The organism is Bradyrhizobium sp., assembly GCF_047605465.1.
GTDB lineage: Bacteria > Pseudomonadota > Alphaproteobacteria > Rhizobiales > Xanthobacteraceae > Bradyrhizobium.
Genome location: NZ_JASGFS010000014.1, coordinates 33027 through 50092 on the forward strand (window position 1 = coordinate 33027; position 17066 = coordinate 50092).

The following is a 17066-nucleotide window of genomic DNA, read 5'->3' on the forward strand; positions in this document are numbered from 1 at the left end:
TGGGGCCTTCTTAGTGGCGACTCGTGAACCGGGACGAGGCCAAGCTTCCTTGGTCCGGACGATGAAATGACCAGGAATTCCGAATCGCGCCTGCGTCGGCAAGGTGACACGGGTCGTATTAGGGCGCGGTCTCACAACGCGCGGCCACAGTGCCACGACATCAAACGAATTCAGCGACCAATTGCCGCGTGTCTGCATAGCAACATCGATTTTGAAAATACCCTTTTTCGACAGCTTCTAACTGAACGTCCGCCGTTGTTCCCGTATGTCGTACTGATGCCTTGGAACAGTAGTGCCGTCGGAATGAAGCAGGTGGTTAAGTGAATTCTATCAATAATAAGAAAATCGGTCGTGCAATCTTCTTGAGCGCCGTGAGCTATCTCAGCCTTTCACTTGTCGGCCTCGATCGAGTGCATGCCCAAACTCAACTTCCTTCAGTCACGGTTGATGCCCCGCATCAGCGCATTTCCCGCCCCCAGATATCGCAACGACGCGCCGCCTCAACCCGCAGCACTGCGCGGCGCGCAAGAGCCCCTGCGCCACAATCCGCGCCCGTCGCGTCGTATCCGACGCCATTGACGGGCGTCATCGGCGCACTCCCGGTGCCCTATGCCGGCGGACAAGTCGCGCGCGGTGGCCAGCTCGGCATTCTCGGCAATCGGGATGTGATGAACACGCCGTTCAATCAGACCAACATCACTTCAAAGACGATCGAGGACCAGCAGGCCCGCACTGTTGCCGATGTGGTGCAGAATGATCCCTCCGTGCGCAACACCTGGGCCGATGGCGGTTATTCCAATCAGTTCTTCATTCGTGGTTTTCCGGTTGGCGCATCGGAGATTGCGTTCAATGGTCTCTACGGCGTCGTGCCGTACCAGGTCGCAGGAACGGCCTTTGTCGAGCGTGTCGAAATTCTCAAGGGACCGAGCGCGTTCCTCAACGGCATGGCGCCGTTGGGCGGCGTCGGCGGGACCATCAATCTGGTGCCGAAGCGCGCGCTGGAGGATCCGCTGGCGCGGCTGACGCTGGGTTACGTCTCGAACAGCCAGTTCGTCTCGCATATCGACGCCTCGCGGCGCTTCGGCGACTTCAAGGAATGGGGCGTCCGCTTCAACGGGGCCTACAACAACGGCGATACGCCGGTGAAGAACCAGGCCTCGGAGCTCGGCCAGGCCGCGCTCGGTGTCGACTATCGCGGCGAGCGCGTCCGCGTGTCAGCCGACCTCAACTATCAGAAAATCCATGCCAACGATCCAACCCGGCCGGTCTACTTCAATGCGGGCTTCCAGATTCCCAGGCCGCCCAGCAACACCGCAAGCCTCGGGCAACCCGGTTACTTCGCCGACGGCAAGGACATCTACGGGATGGTCAACGCCGAGGTCGATATCACGGACAACACGACGTTGTTCGCGTCGGCGGGCGGGCGGCGCAACGACTTTCTCGGCGTCTACAGCTTCCTCACCATCACCGATCCGCTCGGCAATGCCAGCGGACGGCAATTCGTCCAGCCCAGCAGCGCCGAATCCTATTCGGGGCAGGCGGGCTTCCGGACCAAGGTCGATACGGGGCCGGTTCGCCACGAGTTCACGTTCGCCGCGACGGGCCTGTCGAGCACGCTGGGCGGGCTCAATACACTCACGAACTTCACCTCCAACATCTACAACGTCGCTCCGCTTCCGCCGGTCAACCTCGCGGCCTTTCCGACCAATTCGCCGCGCTCGAACCTGACCAATCTCACGAGCTACTCGCTGTCCGACACCATGTCGACGCTGAATGACCGTCTGCAGCTGACGGTGGGAGGACGCCAGCAGCAGATCGAAATCTCGAATTATTCCACGGCGACCGGTGCGTTGACGTCCAGCTACGATCAGTCAGCGCTGACTCCGTTCGTGGGAGTCGTGGTCAAGCCGCTCGAGCACATATCGCTGTACGCGAACTACATCGAAGGCCTGACCTCCGGCGGCGTCGCGCCCGTCACCGCAACGGCCAACGCCGGACAGATGTTGCCGCCGGCCAGCACCGAGCAGCTCGAAACCGGCATCAAGGTCGACTTCGGGCGTATCACCACGACGGTGGCGCTGTTCCAGATCAAGCAGCCGCTGGCCATCACGCAGAACAACCTCTACCAGCTCGGTGGAGAGCAGCGAAACCGTGGCGTCGAGTTCAACGTATTCGGCGAGGTCTATACGGGTTTCCGGCTCCTCGGCGGGGTGACGCTGATGGACGGCGTGCAGACGAAGACCCTGAACAACGCGACCAATGGCCTGACGGCCGTCGGCGTCCCCGACGTCCAGGTCAATCTCGGCGCGGAATGGGACAATCCGTTCGTTCCCGGGCTGACGCACACCGGGCGTGTCATCTACACCTCCTCGCAGGTCGCCAACGCCGCCAACACGCAGAGCATCCCGGAGTGGACGCGCACGGATATCGGCGCTCGATTCACCTATTTGCGTGACAACGGCAAGCCGATCGTCGTGCGCGCCAACGTGGAGAATGTGTTCAACGAGAATTACTGGTCCGCGGTCTCGACCAACTTCGGACTGGCTCGTGGCGCGCCCCGCACTTATCTTGTCTCGGCGACTTTCGATTTCTGATCAGCGGGTAAGGCTCCGACATGACGCGGGCGACGTTCCGGCGATGGTTCTGGGTGCACAAATGGGTCAGTCTCGTGTGCACCCTGTTCCTGTTGGTGATCTGCATCACCGGATTGCCGCTCGTGTTCAAGGACGAAATCGACGACTGGCTGGATGACGGCTTGCCCTATGCAAACCTTCCGGCAGACGCTCCGAATGCCGACCTGGATCACATCGCGGCGATCAGCCGGCAGATGTATCCCGGCCAGATCATCGCGCTCATTTTTAGGTCCACGGACGAGCCGAAGGTACTGGTCTCGATGGCGCCGTCCTGGAAGGAGTTCCGGGCCGACCGCAACTCCCGTCATTTCATCAGGTTCGATTCACGCACCGCACAGGTTCTGAAGCAATCGAAGCCGATCAATGAGGAGAGCCAGACGTTCATGGGCGTCATGCTGAAATTGCACAAGGACCTGTTTGCCGGGCTTCTGGGCGAGCTATTCCTGGCATTGATGGCATTGCTGTTCGTCGTCGCGATCGTGTCGGGCGTGGTGATCTACGGGCCGTTCATGCGAAAGCTCGATTTCGGAACGGTGCGCGCCGATCGTTCGCCGCGGCTGAAATGGCTTGACCTTCACAACATGCTCGGCGTCGTGACGCTGGCCTGGGCATTGGTGGTCGGTACGACCGGGATCATCAACGAATTGTCCACGCCGCTGTTCAAGATATGGCAGCAGACGGACGTCAAGGCGCTGCTCGAGCCCTTCAAGGGGAGGACCACGCCGGGCGAGACCGAGCTGAGTTCAGTGCAGAAGGCTTTCGAGACGGCTCAGGCGGCGATGCCGGGCATGGTGGTCACTAGCGCGGTGTTTCCCGGAGCTGAGTTCGGGTCGCCGTATCACTACATGTTGTGGACCAAGGGACAGGAGCCGCTGACGTCCAGGCTCTTCAGTCCGGTGCTGGTCGATGCGCGGAGCGGCGCATTGGAGGGCGCGGTCGTCATGCCGTGGTACCTTCGCGCACTGGAGCTGTCGCGGCCGCTTCACTTCGGCGATTACGGCGGCATGCCTCTCAAGATCATCTGGGTTTTGCTGGACCTCGTCACGATTGCCGTGCTTGGCAGCGGAGTTTATCTCTGGCTCTCGCGCAAGGTCACGTCGGTGGCTGAAGCGGACGCCGAGCTGGCGACGAGCGATCGTGCGGCCTCGCCGCGTCCGTTGGCGGACGCCGCCGAATGACTGCCCGGCGCCGTTCGACAGGTTCGATCTGGGGCTGGCCAGTGCTGCTGGCCGCGCTGACCGTGTTCGGCCTTTCGTCGGCACTGCTCGGGCAAGGCGGCGTGTGGTGGGTGCTGTCCTGGTCGACGCTTGCGATTCCACTAATTGTAATCGCCACCTGCATCCACAGGCGGCGGCGACCTGTCGGGACCAAAGGACCAATACCCATTCGTCTCAGTGGAACAGCTCGCTGAAGCAGAAGCCGTTGTTTGGTGCCCGCGAACAACTTCGTCGAATACGCGCCGGAGTCGAATTCCGCGACTGGCCAGAAGGACGTCGTGTGGTTTGCGCTTTGCGGTTTGTGTTTGGCGCGCCGAACTGATCCAGCGTGCTACCGAGGTCGGCTGCCGAGCGTCAGCTTTTGGCCCTTCTCGGAAGTCCGATAACGTCCACCTGCGCGCCGCTGTTAAGGGACAAGCGGACATCAGGTGCGCCTGCTCCTAGCGGCAGGCTTATGAGTTCGCGCCCTAGTCTCCCTTAGGGCTCGCCATCAAATGCGCAGGCGATGAAAGCGATCCGCGCAAGGCAATATCATTGAGCCGCCCGAGAATTCGCAAATCTGTTGCCAGCTCTTGTTATTGTACGTCCCAGAGAGCGTTCGCCAGTAAGGAGCGATCACTTCGCCCTCATGGGACACTGCAGCGCGGTTGGGATAACGTTCGGGCTTTTGTTCGAGCGCCCAGCTAAAGCGGCTGAAGAAGGCGGCAAAGAGGATCCGAAGCTTTGCCTTCTGCGCTTTGAGCCGGACCAGCCAAAAATCCGGGACGATGCCTCCAGAATTGTTGACGGCATCAAACTCTTCCTCGGCATGGGCGATCCCAAAGAGGATTACGAGGACAGTGTGGCCAGGGGCAATCTAAAGTAGGGTCACATTGCCGAGCCGGTCGGCCGCCGATCATAAGCGCTCGCGAACCGCTTCAACGGGCGGTCCAACGGTATCTCACAATACACTGTCGCTGACCCCTGGTAACTCTCGATCGGATGCGTCTTCTTCCGCCTCGATCAGCGGCACGTTGACCGTCAATACGACACCGTCGGGCCGGTAATCGATCTTCGCCTCTCCGTCCGCTTCCCGCGCCATAACTCGCTCGATAAGCGTCGTCCCAAACCCAGTGCGATCAGGCGCGGAGACAGGCGGCCCACCGGACTCGGTCCATATGAGGCGCAACCGTCGTAGGTGCGCGCTTGCATCGATCTCCCAGGCGATGCGGATCAATCCACCCTCGCGAGACAATGCGCCGTATTTGGCCGCATTGGTTGCCATCTCATGCATTCCAAGAGCGATCGAGGTTGTCGTCCTTGGCGGGAGTTGAATGTCGGGGCCAGCAAGCTGAAACTGCCCACTATCCTTTATCCCGAACGGCGCCAATGTGCGGTAGAGAAGGTCACGCAGCCCCGCTCCCTCCCAGCTTTGGCTGACGAGCAGGTCATTCGCTGCGGCCATAGCGTGAACGCGTGCCTGGAGCGTGTCGCCGGCCTCCTCCAGCGATCCGGCTCTCCGGAGCGTCTGCGCGATCACCGCCTGGATCATGGCAAGACTATTCTTCACTCGGTGGCTTAACTCGTTCGCAAGGAGTGCGCGATGCTCCTCCGCGCGCTTCCGCTCGGTGACGTCTTGCGAGACGCCGATCATCGAAAGAGGCGTTCCATCAGCCCGATAATTGGCCTGCCCCCTGATCTGAACCCAACGCTCCTCGCCATTCGGCGTGAGAAGGCGATACTCGATATTCAGCAGCTTGCCGCTTGCGATAGCCGACGCTACCGCTTCATCACGCATTGCCCGGTCAAACGGGTGAACCGCAGCCAACAGATCCTGATAGCTGAAAGGTTCCGACACCGATCTTCCGAAGTTCTCCTTGCACCCGTCAGATGCGATCATCATTTGCGACTGTATGTCCAAGGTCCACGACCCCATCTGGCCGGCCTTCAAAGCGAAACGCAGACGCTGCTCGCTGGCGATTAGTTCTACGTCGCGCCGCGCTACCTCGGTCTGAAGGTCCAGACGCTCCCTTTCCAGTCGTGACAAGCGTTCACGCGCAAGTGTGACGTCAAACTGCGAGGCAAAGAAATAGGACAGATCACCATCACTGTTGAAAACCGGCGATACGAGAACGCGGTTCCAAAATGTACTTCCGTCCTTCTTGTAGTTGAGCAGGTCGAGTTCGATCGGAGTTTTCGCGACAATAGCTTCTCTCAGTCTAGTAACGTCAGCACGATCGGTTTCCGGTCCTTGCAGGAAGCGGCAATTGCGCCCGATAATCTCGTGGTGCTCATAACCCGTCAGCCTGGAGAAGGCGGCGTTGACGAACACGATCGGATTATCGGCCTGGTTCGGATCGGTGATCAACATCGGCATCCGCGTCGCGCGGACCGCCGAGGAGAAGGGGTCCGGCCCATTCCCGCTTCGGGCCAGCTCGTTGATGATGCGGGCTGCTTCGTCAGTATTCTTCAAGTTTGGCTCAGTCGGTGAGTTTGTAAAATCTTATCGCGATCACCGATAAGTGGGGACCGATTCCGCAATGGCAAGAACAAATTGTGAATACCCCGAGTAAATCCTGACGTGCTCGGGAGTTCCGCTGCGGCTGGATGCTGACAGTACGGTGGATTTGCAGAATAGCTTATTCGCAACCTGCTCGGGCTGAATAGTGCCGGTATGCGGTCGGCTACAGCAAGATGGATATGCCTTTGGCGTGAAGATTGCCGCTCCAACAACGTGGCGCGCAAGAAGCGAAAATATCCGACCAGACTCCTTACCGCATAATGCGTGAACTCATGGATCAGCGTTCCGTTAGCCGAAGCCGTCGCGAAGAAATTCGAGGAGCGGCATCTGCACGAAATCGCCGCTCATCTGGTAGAACGCGTTTCCGCCGCTGTGGCGAATGTCTGCCTTCGTTGCCACATACAGAGGTGTTCCACCATGGCGGCTTTGGGTTACGTGCCAATCCGTGCGTCGAACTCACGAGTTTCGGAAGTGGAGCACGCCAGCGACTGTCTATCCTCTTTGGGCGCCATGACCTGCCACGTCATTCGTCAGCGCAAATCGGGGCCCTATGGGCGATCAATCTTTTCCTTTACGAGCTGAGCGGCTCTAGCCCCTGCGGCGTACAGGTTCAGGCGCGAGTAGACTCCGAAAGCCGATCCGTCGTCCAGAAAGCCTCCCCCGGGTCCCTGCGTCTCCGTGAGGATCTTGTCAGCCTCTTCAAGCGTCAAGGATGGAAACGCCGCGGTTAGAAGATACCCGGCCTCGGGCGCAATCTTGCCGACGTCTTCCACCTTTCCAGCGTTTTGCGGATAGACGACAGGCAGTCCATAAGTCTGCGTGGCAAGGTACGACGCTTCATTTGTCGCAGGGTCGTTGAGGCGGCTGACGTCGTGCTTCGCACAGGTTGCAACGGAATCGCCGCAGGCCGACTGTAGAATTGCCGTCAATTCCGCGCGCGCTGTCTTCAATGACGCCTGGTAATCACCAATGACAGGAGCGCCCTTCAAGGTGCGCCCGACATAGGCCGGATCGTTTGCGAGCAGGTGCGCGAGATCGTAAGTCGCCAATGTTCGGCCTCCGAGAACATCCATTGCATAGTGAGCGCCCATCAAAATGCGGTCGTTGCCGTATTCGGCGCCGCGCGCGATCATCTGCTGATAACGTTCCGGCACAAGGACGGCCAACAGAATCGATCCCATGTAGCCATAGGTCGTGTGCCCGCTCGGAAAAGAGGGGCTGTCGATCAGGTTCATAATGGGGCCGCGGTTGTAGACAATGTTGTCCGCCGGCGCATTGAAGTAGTCGGGGCCGACGATCGGTACGATCTGCGGTTCGGTTTGGAAGGGTCTCGAGTTGCCGTAGGCGTCGGATCCGGGATTGCCAGCCGGGCGGCCGTAAGTCCTGCCGAATGTATCGGAAGAGCCGCCGATCACCTTGAATATCTGCGCGGCCTCTTCGGAAACAGCCTGTTTCCCGTCAGTCGTCCCATTCGCAAAGAAGAATTTTGCCGAATTCGAGTCGTCCCGCGTGGTTGCGTTCGTATACGCGATCAAATCCGCAACAGCCGATGAGATGCTAGTGAAATACTGGCGGTCGGCGTAATGAGCGCGGGCCAGATAGGCCGAACCAAGCGACGTGCCAAGTCCATCGACCAATTGAGCCAGGTTGCCGCTCGTGATGAAGGCATCTCTCAGAGCCTGCTGCTGCTGATCGGCAAAGGGGAGAAGCGTCGACTGACGAACGCTTCCGGTCTGGATGCCGCCCGTGACTGTGAAATTCGAGGCAAGCGCCGCTTCGCCAGCATACGATTTTTTCAAGATTGTTAGAGGCGCTAGCCCTTTGAGGACCGCGATATTCGTGACGGTCTGTGCGCCGACTTCGGGACTGACCAGGGTGATCGAAACAGCAAGCAGCAAGATTCGCTTGAGCATTTTTCCTCCAACCAATCTGTTTGTCATTGACGCGTTGACGTCGCCCCAGAGAACGTCAAAGAATTTTCGAACGCACTGACGTGACGACGATCTCGGCCAGGATACGACCAGAAAAATGGCAATCAAGACCGCCGCGACCTGATTTCAGTAAAGAAGATCAAGTTCAGGATCCAGCGCGACGCCCACGCCTCCGGCTCCGACGATCCCGAGCGTTCGAAAAGGCTGCGGTTGGAAGCACCTCGTTTGATGTTCGCAAGTGCCTGAAGTTTCGCTGTCTACAATGACTGGCCTGATAATTCGCTGCATCCCTTTCCAGAAAAAGCTGGATCGGGGCCATTCATCTACCGACGGATCACGATGCATCACGCGCATGACTTGGTTCAACACGGTTGAACGCCGCTGCTCCCGGCGTCTCACCGGTTAGCGCACACCACCACAACGGCCAACGCATGCGGACTTACGCTCTTAGATGCGCGCGCCAATATGAAGCTGACATCATGCACAGGAGCCGCCATGCCCCGCCGCCGCACCGTTTTCAAACCCGAGCCCAGCGATCCGTTCGGGCCAAATACCGTCATCATCGAATGGACCATGGACCGTCTTGAGTTCGTTCAATCCGCAATTGACAAGGGGTGCCCCGAGCTTGAGGGCGTGACGCTCAAGCTGTTGCAGCCGCCGATCGACGCCGCCCGCGCCAAGCGCAATTTCGGCGGCGCGTTCGTCGCGGTCTCGATGCCCGAACCTTTGTTTCAGGAATTCATCGACATGTATGTGGCGACCCAGGGCGGCGGTCTGGTCTCGATGCCTGTGCAGCTTGTGATCATGGGAAAGGCCGAGGCATTTTTCGCGAATGATCGGTGCGTGTGAGATAGCGCTAAAGTGCGTATATGCGGGCGCGCCGCGATGGCGGCGCGCCCGCATATTTTATCCCGCGCAGCTACCGAATGGGTCGGAAGGCGCACGCAGCAGTTCGGGCAGCCAGTTGGTCTCCGCTACCGCGCGTTCGGCAGCCTCAGCCATCGCGGATTTCTTCAGATCGGCCAGCCGCAATGCGGCCTGATCCGAGACCGCCTCGCGAACCGCTTCGATGATGAGCGGCTTGGTCACCCGTAAAAAGTAATTGTTCGCGGTCGGTTGCCAGTACCGGCTCATGTCGAGAGAAACCGCTTTGGCGAGTAACCCGGCATGGGCGAGGGCATGGGGTGAACCATTTCGGGTCACGACGCAGTCGATGGTGAGCGCTGCGCAATGGGCCAATAACTCCATCAACCGGTCGCGGCTGAACGCGGCGAGGGTGTCCCAGAGCATGTTCACGTCTTCGGGAAGCCGTGTCGACCAGTTGGTCTGACGCTCCATCGCTGCCTGTCCGAGTGCCGTTTCATCGATGCCGGGGGCAGAAGACGAGAGCGACGAACTGCGCAGATTGATATCCAGACAAGACATCCGTTCCGCGTGGTAGAAAGTCTGCACTGCGAATACATGAACGACCGTCAGGAAGGCGACGTCGGCATTTGTGGCAACGGCTTCACGGAGCGCCGCTGTCCGGTATGCGGTCAATTCCGCGACCAGCTTTTCGGACAGCGCGTTATTCGCCTGTGCGGCGGGTTGCGCATCGTCATCTTCCCGGAGCACCCGGGGCTCGTCCGATTTTCGGATATAGCCACGCTCAATGCGGACGCTGCCGTCATAGCCAAGTGATACGAACGCGCCGCCGATGGCAATTGCAGCCTGAACGAACACCGGCTGACCTTCCAGTTCCTCCATGGCGGCTTCGAGCGTTGCCAGCCGCCGCGCGGCGTCGCCCCCGTCATCGCTATCTTCGACCTGATCAATGAGCGTATTGTATTCGGCGGCGAGAGTATCAATCCGCTGTTGGGTGTCATCACTGACCTCGGGACGGACCGGATAGAGCCGGCGCATGTCGGCGGTCGTGCGGTGATCGAATTCCGCCGTGACGTTCACCCAAGCCCAGCCTTCGGCGCGAACGGCATCGGCTTCCTGATCCAGCTTTTGCAGGACCAAGCGGTCAAGCAGGGCCGCATCAGCCAAATAGCCGCCATTGCCGTCATCGAACAGATCGCGGAGGATAATTCCGCCCGCCGCGACATAGGCATCCACACCGACGAACCTCGCGCGGCGATCCTTGGTGCTGATGTGATTTTCGGTGAGCATGCCGCGAATGGTGTCGGCCTCCTTATCCCAGCCGAGCGCGTCCCAGACTGCCTCCTGCCGGGCGTGGTCGTCGGTCAGGGTGAAGGCCACCAACTGTTCGAGGTTCATCTCGCCCGCGCGATAAAGCCCGATCAGAGCCGGGCTGACAGCGGCCAGTTTGAGGCGCTGACGAACGACGGCTGGACTGACGCCGAACCGTGCGGCGATGTCATCTGCCGCCATGCCTTTCGTATTGTGAAGTTCGGAAAAGGCTTCGTATTCGTCAGCGGGGTGCATTGCGGATCGAACGACATTTTCCGCCAGACTGATTTCCTGCGCGTCATGCAGCGTGTCGAGAATGCATCGCACCGGCTCTGTCGATGTGATCTGCTTGCGCTTGACCCGCAGCATCTGCGCCAATCTGCGCCCTTCGCCGATGGTGACGAGATAACATCCCGTCTTGCGCAGGGCCCGATCGTATTCGGGCTCGACCACAAGGTTCTGCAACATACCTTTTGCGTGAATGCTGGCGGCAAGCGCTTCAATATCGGCAGCGGCGCGCGGCGTCTTGCGGACATTGCGAGGCGAGGCCTTGAGCTTGTTCAACGGCACCGTGATTTCGGTGCCGCTTTCGATTTCAGGTTTCTTCTTGGTCATTGTGGTCTCCTTGGTTTTGAGGTTGCAGCGCAAAGCGCGCTGAACCTCTGCCCGTCGGCGAGACCGGGGGTGGAAAGTGCAAGGGCGATCGCGGCCGAGGGGAATCACCCGGTCTGCACAAGCGGTGAGCGCGGAAGACCGGGGATACGGCTGCGATCGAGCGCGGCACGCGCGATCCCTTGCGCGCGCCGGGGGCAGCGCCCCTGAGCCTTTTTTGCGCGAAGGATCGAAGCCGGAAGGCGGAGACAAAGCGAAGCGTGGCTCCGTTCACGAGAGCCTGACCGTCAGACGGTCGCGCCCATATCGAGACCTCGGCCTCGGTCTTCCCGTCTGCCGATAAGTCAGGCACACTTCGCTAGACACCAGGGAAAAATAATGCCGGAAGCGCTTTTCGATGTCGGTCCGATCGCCCGTAATCTGAACGCGCGTGCGGCGTCCTATGCAATTGGAGAGCTCCAGGATATCCGCATGCGGCTTCGCGGATATTCGAGACGGCCTTCGTCGGACATTTTTACATCGCACACGATCCACCAGCATTGGGCCTTTCACTATGGCGGACGTACGGAGTTGCAATTTAACATCGGAGTGGATGGAGAGGCCGACGATGAACTCCGCCACGGCGTGGCCTTCTCGTTCCAGCTGAGCCAATCCCTGCCGTCGATCGACGCACTCATTCCCAAGGTGCGGCTTTTCAATGAATTCATGCGGTTATATCCGGAGGAATTCGGGGACATGCGTATGTGGCACTATGCCGACGGCGAGCGCAGTGACGATTACGCTGCCGGACCAATTCTGACCGATCTTGTCAGGGCTGGCCCCTTCGTCTTCCTGGGTAGGCGCCAACTGATTCCGTTGATCGACTATGACGAAATTCTTTCGGACTTCGATCGGCTGCTGCCGCTGTACCAGTATGTTGAAAGCGGTGGGCGGGAAGAGGGGGGATCGCAGGCCGGCGGAGGGAGCTTCGTGTTTCGAGCTGGATGTGTTGAGCGCCCCGGCGCGACGACTGCGACGCTTGCCGAGCGCGAATTGAATGTGAGCCTGCGCCATAACGTGTTGCAGACGGCGCTGACGCGTCGCCTCGTGGCCCAGTATGGGGTCGCGAACGTCGCGACCGAACATTCGAGTGGTCTGGGTACCAAGATCGATGTGGTTTTGCGCCGAACGTCTAAAGAATATTGGTATTACTAGATCAAGACCGCCCATTCGCCGCGCGCTTGCCTACGCGAAGCGCTCGGTCAAGTGATGGAATATGCGTATTGGCCAGGAGCCAACGAAGCAGTGCGGCTGATTATTTGCGGTGAGAGCCCACTTGACGGCGAAGGCGCAGCCTATCTGGAAACCCTGAAACAGCGTTTTTGCCTTCCGATCACCTATGAGCAGATTAGTATCGACTAGACGGGATCTTCTAGAGGCCATACCGGCGGTAAGTCGAGGATTATATTTTCGAGTGTCGCACACTTTAACCGGACGAATAAGGGGGTAGGAATGGGTGCATCAAAGATTCCAATCTATGTTTACGTTGATGAATCGGGAAATACAGGCAAGAACATATTCGATGAGGCCCAGCCTGATTTTTTTACCGCCGCGTTGGTTAGTAAAGGCGATTTTGACCTTCGTTGGGGAGGCCAAGTAAGCGATATAGCCAAGAAGCTAGGTGTTGACGTCCTGCATGCCAACCAACTCGGACTGGGCCGGCTCGAAACGATTGCCGATGATCTCCATTCCTTGCTGAACAGTGCCGGCGCCCATTTCTTCGTGTCGCGAGTAGAGAAGCGGTACTTGCTCGCAACTAAGATGTTTGACGTTCTGTTTGACTCCGGAGAGAACGCGGCCGTTCCCTGGCACGTGTACAATATCCGGCCACTGAAAATTATGCTCGCATTTAAGCTCGCAGAAGTCATCAATGACAAGATAGCGAAGGATTTCTGGAAGTGCCTTCTCTTGCCGAACGAAGCCAAATCGCGGGAGGCGCTCCCTGGCATATGTTCTGCCTTGAAAGCGCAGCTGCATATCTTGCCTGATGAACGATCACGAGAACTGTTAGGCGCCGGGCTCGATTGGATAATTCAGCATCCCGAAAGCATTCATTTCGCCACCGAGCAGAAGATCGCAAAGCAAGGGCACTTCCCCAATCTTGTCGCCTTTGCGAATTTGCTCAGAGGCCTGCAGACGTTTTCGGAGCGTTGGAAAAAGAAGATTAGGCGCATCACCCATGATGAGCAGAGCGAGTTCGGCCTAATGCTGCAAACGTGGCATGAGATGTTCTCGAACGCATCGCCGGACGTGATCGAGTGGGCAGGTGAAAGCTATAGCCTTCAGATGGCTCCGGGCAGCGACTTCGTAATAAGTACTGATGAAAAAAGTGCTGGTATCCAGATCGCGGATTTGGCTCTGTGGCTTTACGCGCAAGCTCTCAAAGGTAAGGACCTGCCTGAAGCTTGCGCAAAACTGTTGTATTTCATTTTGCAACGGGGCTGGCACGACGATTTCTCGTTCGCCGGCGTCGAAAAGCAGCTGATGGAAAAATGGGGCGAGGTATTTTTTGGCCCTATGGATGATGAAAAAATTGAAGCCGGCCGAAAGCTCTTGCAACTGTCCGAAGAGAGGCGTGTGGCTTCTATGGTGCAATATGAACAAGATGGTGTGGCCCCATTTATGAGGGGCTTGGCTACGGATCGGCTATCTGTGAACGATCCAGAGCAATCGGCTCAGTGAGCAATTGCGCTATCGAGTTTGACGCAGTGTAGACCTACAATCGTGGGAGCGGAGCCAGTCGCCCATTCGGTAGCTAGGCGAAGCAAGCGGGCTCATGCTGGCAGAAAGGCCACCCCGCGCCATCATATTGAAAAATGGACAATTTTGGGCGTATACGGCATATGTCGCTTCCGACCTGCTGCTTTGTATTGATAAATAGACGATTTCGGGCTATTTTTGAATATGATGCTAAAGCTCCGGCCCAGCCTTTCGGATTACCTGGTAACCCTGCAATCGGAGGGCCGCGTCACCTTCACGCGCACTGAAGCCATCGGGGCCCTCGGCATTACGGAGGCCGCCTTCCTCAAAGCCGCGGCCCGGCTTCAGAAGCGCCGCGCACTGTTCAATCCCCGGCATGGCTTTTACGTCGCCGTCCCCCCGCAGTTCATGAACTGGGAGGCGCCGCCGCCGGCCTGGTACATCGACGCGCTAATGCGGCATGAGGCCCGTCCCTATTATGTAGGCTTGCTCAAGGCGGCCGAGCTGCACGGCGCATCGCATCATGCCGTGATGGAGTTTCAAGTCGTGACGGACAAGCAGCTTCGCAAGATCCGGGCAGGGCGCTCGTGGGTTACATTCTATTTCCGCAAGGATCTGGAATGCGTCCGGGAGGGCATCGTCGATCGAAAGACGGACACGGGAAGCATGAAGATATCCGGGCCCGAGCTGACCGCGCTCGACCTGTTTCGCTACATGCATGTGGCGGGTGGCATCGATGCCGTCGCAACCGTTATGACGGATCTCGCTGAAAACATTGAGGGGCAAAAGCTCGCGGCCATGTCGGCGCATTTCGAGCGGGCGTGCGGCCAGAGGGCCGGCTATCTGCTTGATCGGCTCGGTCATTCCGAGCGGGCCAATGCGCTTCACGACAAGCTCTTTCAAAAAGGAGCGATGCCCTGGGTCACGCTCGAACCGGAGCCGCGCAACGCCACGAAATCCGACAGCGAGCCCGTTGAGCGCAACGCGCGTTGGCGCGTGATCGTGCGGCGTTACCCGGAGATCGACGAATGATCCCCACGCAAAACACTATCGCTTGGTCAAAGCACGCGCCGTGGTCCGAACAACGGCAAGTCGAGCAAGACCTCATCATCGCACGCGCGCTCGTCGAGCTTTTCAACGATCCGTTCCTGCGCAAAGAGCTTCGCTTCCGCGGTGGAACGGCCCTCAACAAGCTGCATTTTCCAAAGCCGCTGCGCTATTCGGAGGACATCGATCTTGTGCGCACGACGGCGGGCGCGATCGGCCCGATCCTGGACCGCGTCCGTGATATCCTCACGCCGTGGCTCGGCCATCCGCGCTTTGATCAAAGCGAAGTGGCTCCAAAATTTCGGTTCAGGACCGAAGCCGAGGACGGATCAGGTCTCATTCGCCTGAAGGTGGAGATCAATACGCGCGAGCGCGAAGCCTACGATCCGGCCGTCGAGTTTCCGTTCAAGGTCGATAATCCGTGGTTCTCGGGTGCAACCGACATTCCTACATTCTCGAATGAAGAACTTCTTGCGACCAAGCTGCGCGCGCTGCTTCAGCGCAACAAGGGGCGCGATCTCATCGATCTTTCACACGCCCTAGGCACCATCGAGGCGCTCAATGCGAAACGACTGGTAGAGCTGTTCGGCAAGTATCTTGATCTATCTGGCCAAGCGATCTCGCGTGCACAGGCCGAACAACGCATGTTCGAAAAGCTGGAGCGTCCGGACTTCCTCGCCGATGTCAAACCGCTGCTGACGGCGGAAGAGGCTGAGCGGTTCACGGACGAGGCAGGCCGAAAAGCGTTCGCGGCCGTGTTCCGGGATATTGTTCAAATCATCCCAGGGGACACGTGGGCGAACACAGCGGACAAGATCAAGCAACACGAGCTTACCGATTTGCTCGCGGGGTGACCGGGGGATCATGTGAAGCGGCGGTCGGGCAGGATGGATTAGGGCATGAACTAGCCATAGCCGGATATTGGGTGCAGACCGCGTGAATATGTCTTTCTCGGCGCAGGCCTCCGAAGTTTCCAGGGCGGCGACGCAGAGGAGTTGCCAAGATAAAACTTCTCGCCATCATCGTTCGACGGAAAGCGTCAGGGAGCAAAGCAGACTTCGATGAACAACCTCGGCTGAGAAAACGTCTGCAAGTCAGCGCGGTCACATGCACCTGTGCCAGATTTCCCTCATCTCGACGACCCCCTTACCGACCTCTGGCTGTTCGTCGAGGACGCCAGAGTTGAGCATCTCCAGCACGACATCCGCGCGCCAGACGAATCCAAGATCAGAACTTTCGCCGGTTCGCAAGCTTGGTGGCAATTGGTCGACAGCACGGCCGCTGTATAGGCCGACAAATTCCGTCTTCTCACCAAAACCAACCGTCTGTCCGGTGGCCGTCGGCTCCATAATCGTGCCTTGTCTTACGCGGAATACTGGAGCTCCCGACAATCCGCCTCGTCCGGCCATGTCCACGAGAAATTTCGGATATCCGTCCACAGGAACATCCGGATCAGAGGCGATCGATCCGCGTTTCCAGATCGAAAAGACGTTCAACGCGCTAATGCCTTGAGCAAAGCCAACGGCGAAGACATCCCCGCCCGGCTGGCCGTAATTTTCAATCACCGGCACACCATCATTGATGCACTTCACGTCGCCGTTCGTGATGCTGATTACAATGAATGCCATATCGAAGTAATTCCCACAGACAGGATGCACGAACCAGCGCGGATTGGTACGATCCTCGTCGAGATAGAGGGGGATCTCGTCCTCCTGAAAGGTCTGAGGGGTCTGTGTGACGTAGCGGAACCGAACGCGGTCCGGGACGCCGCCATGCCGGCTCAGCGGCGCACGCGTGCTATGGTGCAGGCCTGACAGATTGTGCCAGGCCGTTACAAGAGCGATGCTCTTCCCCAGACGCCAAAACCAGCCGGTTCCTTTGGCCAACAGTTGATCCCGAAAGAACATCTGCAGCATAACGGACGTCACGCTTAGTCCATTGATCTGCGGAGTCGCTTTCATGTAACGGCCGGACGAGAAGGCAGCGCTGAAGGCGGCTGAGAACTTCGACTGCGGGCGGGTCAAGCAGACCTCCAATTTAGCGTCGCGGCATTGCCATAATTGAGCGGACCGTGATTGCTCCAATAGGATCCATGGAAGATTTCATCATTGTTATCGTTAAAGTGGAATAAGCGATAGCAGTGTTTCCGGTCGGTGCCCGTCACACCAACCCTGACATAGGCGTTCTATGCATTTTGAGGTCATATTTTTCC

General features: G+C 58.6%; 12 protein-coding genes. 8 read left to right on the plus strand and 4 right to left on the minus strand.

Features of this window, described 5'->3' with window-relative positions; translation table 11 throughout:
• The first annotated feature begins 575 nt into the window (after positions 1 to 575).
• From QM712_RS14305 to QM712_RS14315, 3 genes are all read left to right on the plus strand, one after another.
• Positions 576 to 2594 carry a TonB-dependent receptor gene (locus tag QM712_RS14305; protein ID WP_415023756.1) on the plus strand — a complete coding sequence of 673 codons (2019 nt, stop codon included), beginning with the start codon at positions 576 to 578 and terminating at the stop codon, positions 2592 to 2594.
• A 20-nt stretch (positions 2595 to 2614) separates the two neighbouring features.
• Positions 2615 to 3811 carry a PepSY-associated TM helix domain-containing protein gene (locus QM712_RS14310; protein ID WP_415023757.1) on the plus strand — a complete coding sequence of 399 codons (1197 nt, stop codon included), beginning with the start codon at positions 2615 to 2617 and terminating at the stop codon, positions 3809 to 3811.
• Positions 3812 to 4478: 667 nt separating this feature from the next.
• Entirely contained in the window at positions 4479 to 4715 is a 237-nt protein-coding gene (locus QM712_RS14315; protein ID WP_415023758.1) for a hypothetical protein, read from the plus strand.
• A 75-nt stretch (positions 4716 to 4790) separates the two neighbouring features.
• On the opposite strand, the gene QM712_RS14320 is transcribed toward QM712_RS14315, so the two are convergent.
• Together QM712_RS14320 and QM712_RS14325 are read right to left on the minus strand one after the other, a co-directional pair.
• On the minus strand, positions 4791 to 6302 hold the full coding sequence (locus tag QM712_RS14320; RefSeq protein ID WP_415023759.1) for a PAS domain-containing protein: 1512 nt from the start codon (positions 6300 to 6302) through the stop codon (positions 4791 to 4793).
• Between the two features lie 596 nt (positions 6303 to 6898).
• On the minus strand, positions 6899 to 8263 hold the full coding sequence (locus QM712_RS14325; protein WP_415023760.1) for a phosphatase PAP2 family protein: 1365 nt from the start codon (positions 8261 to 8263) through the stop codon (positions 6899 to 6901).
• Positions 8264 to 8776: 513 nt separating this feature from the next.
• Between QM712_RS14325 and QM712_RS14330 the strand changes: the two genes are divergently transcribed.
• The gene (locus QM712_RS14330; RefSeq protein ID WP_415023761.1) at positions 8777 to 9130 is read left to right on the plus strand and encodes a hypothetical protein; all 354 of its coding nucleotides are present in this window, start codon (positions 8777 to 8779) and stop codon (positions 9128 to 9130) included.
• 57 nt (positions 9131 to 9187) lie between these two features.
• On the opposite strand, the gene QM712_RS14335 is transcribed toward QM712_RS14330, so the two are convergent.
• Positions 9188 to 11071, minus strand: a complete 1884-nt coding sequence (locus QM712_RS14335; RefSeq protein ID WP_415023762.1) for a ParB/RepB/Spo0J family partition protein — start codon at positions 11069 to 11071, stop codon at positions 9188 to 9190.
• A 375-nt stretch (positions 11072 to 11446) separates the two neighbouring features.
• Between QM712_RS14335 and QM712_RS14340 the strand changes: the two genes are divergently transcribed.
• From QM712_RS14340 to QM712_RS14355, 4 genes are all read left to right on the plus strand, one after another.
• Positions 11447 to 12262, plus strand: a complete 816-nt coding sequence (locus tag QM712_RS14340; protein ID WP_415023763.1) for a hypothetical protein — start codon at positions 11447 to 11449, stop codon at positions 12260 to 12262.
• 297 nt (positions 12263 to 12559) lie between these two features.
• Entirely contained in the window at positions 12560 to 13789 is a 1230-nt protein-coding gene (locus QM712_RS14345) for a DUF3800 domain-containing protein (protein WP_415023764.1), read from the plus strand.
• Positions 13790 to 14011: 222 nt separating this feature from the next.
• A complete protein-coding gene (locus tag QM712_RS14350) occupies positions 14012 to 14839 on the plus strand; it encodes a type IV toxin-antitoxin system AbiEi family antitoxin domain-containing protein (protein ID WP_415023765.1) in 828 nt (275 codons plus the stop codon).
• Positions 14836 to 15708 carry a nucleotidyl transferase AbiEii/AbiGii toxin family protein gene (locus QM712_RS14355; protein WP_415023766.1) on the plus strand — a complete coding sequence of 291 codons (873 nt, stop codon included), beginning with the start codon at positions 14836 to 14838 and terminating at the stop codon, positions 15706 to 15708. The genes QM712_RS14350 and QM712_RS14355 overlap by 4 nt, the downstream gene beginning before the upstream one ends.
• Positions 15709 to 15957: 249 nt before the next feature.
• Here QM712_RS14355 and QM712_RS14360 read toward each other — a convergent pair whose 3' ends face one another.
• A complete protein-coding gene (locus QM712_RS14360) occupies positions 15958 to 16878 on the minus strand; it encodes a hypothetical protein (RefSeq protein ID WP_415023767.1) in 921 nt (306 codons plus the stop codon).
• Between the last annotated feature and the right edge of the window lie 188 nt (positions 16879 to 17066).

Bases quoted from the DNA above. Each gene is read 5' to 3' on its own strand.
- QM712_RS14310 (WP_415023757.1), top strand. From the start codon at position 2,615: ATGACGCGGGCGACGTTCCGGCGATGGTTCTGGGTGCACAAATGGGTC.
- QM712_RS14315 (WP_415023758.1), top strand. From the start codon at position 4,479: ATGGGACACTGCAGCGCGGTTGGGATAACGTTCGGGCTTTTGTTCGAG.
- QM712_RS14325 (WP_415023760.1), bottom strand. From the start codon at position 8,263: ATGCTCAAGCGAATCTTGCTGCTTGCTGTTTCGATCACCCTGGTCAGT.
- QM712_RS14330 (WP_415023761.1), top strand. From the start codon at position 8,777: ATGCCCCGCCGCCGCACCGTTTTCAAACCCGAGCCCAGCGATCCGTTC.
- QM712_RS14335 (WP_415023762.1), bottom strand. From the start codon at position 11,071: ATGACCAAGAAGAAACCTGAAATCGAAAGCGGCACCGAAATCACGGTG.
- QM712_RS14340 (WP_415023763.1), top strand. From the start codon at position 11,447: ATGCCGGAAGCGCTTTTCGATGTCGGTCCGATCGCCCGTAATCTGAAC.
- QM712_RS14345 (WP_415023764.1), top strand. From the start codon at position 12,560: ATGGGTGCATCAAAGATTCCAATCTATGTTTACGTTGATGAATCGGGA.
- QM712_RS14350 (WP_415023765.1), top strand. From the start codon at position 14,012: ATGATGCTAAAGCTCCGGCCCAGCCTTTCGGATTACCTGGTAACCCTG.
- QM712_RS14355 (WP_415023766.1), top strand. From the start codon at position 14,836: ATGATCCCCACGCAAAACACTATCGCTTGGTCAAAGCACGCGCCGTGG.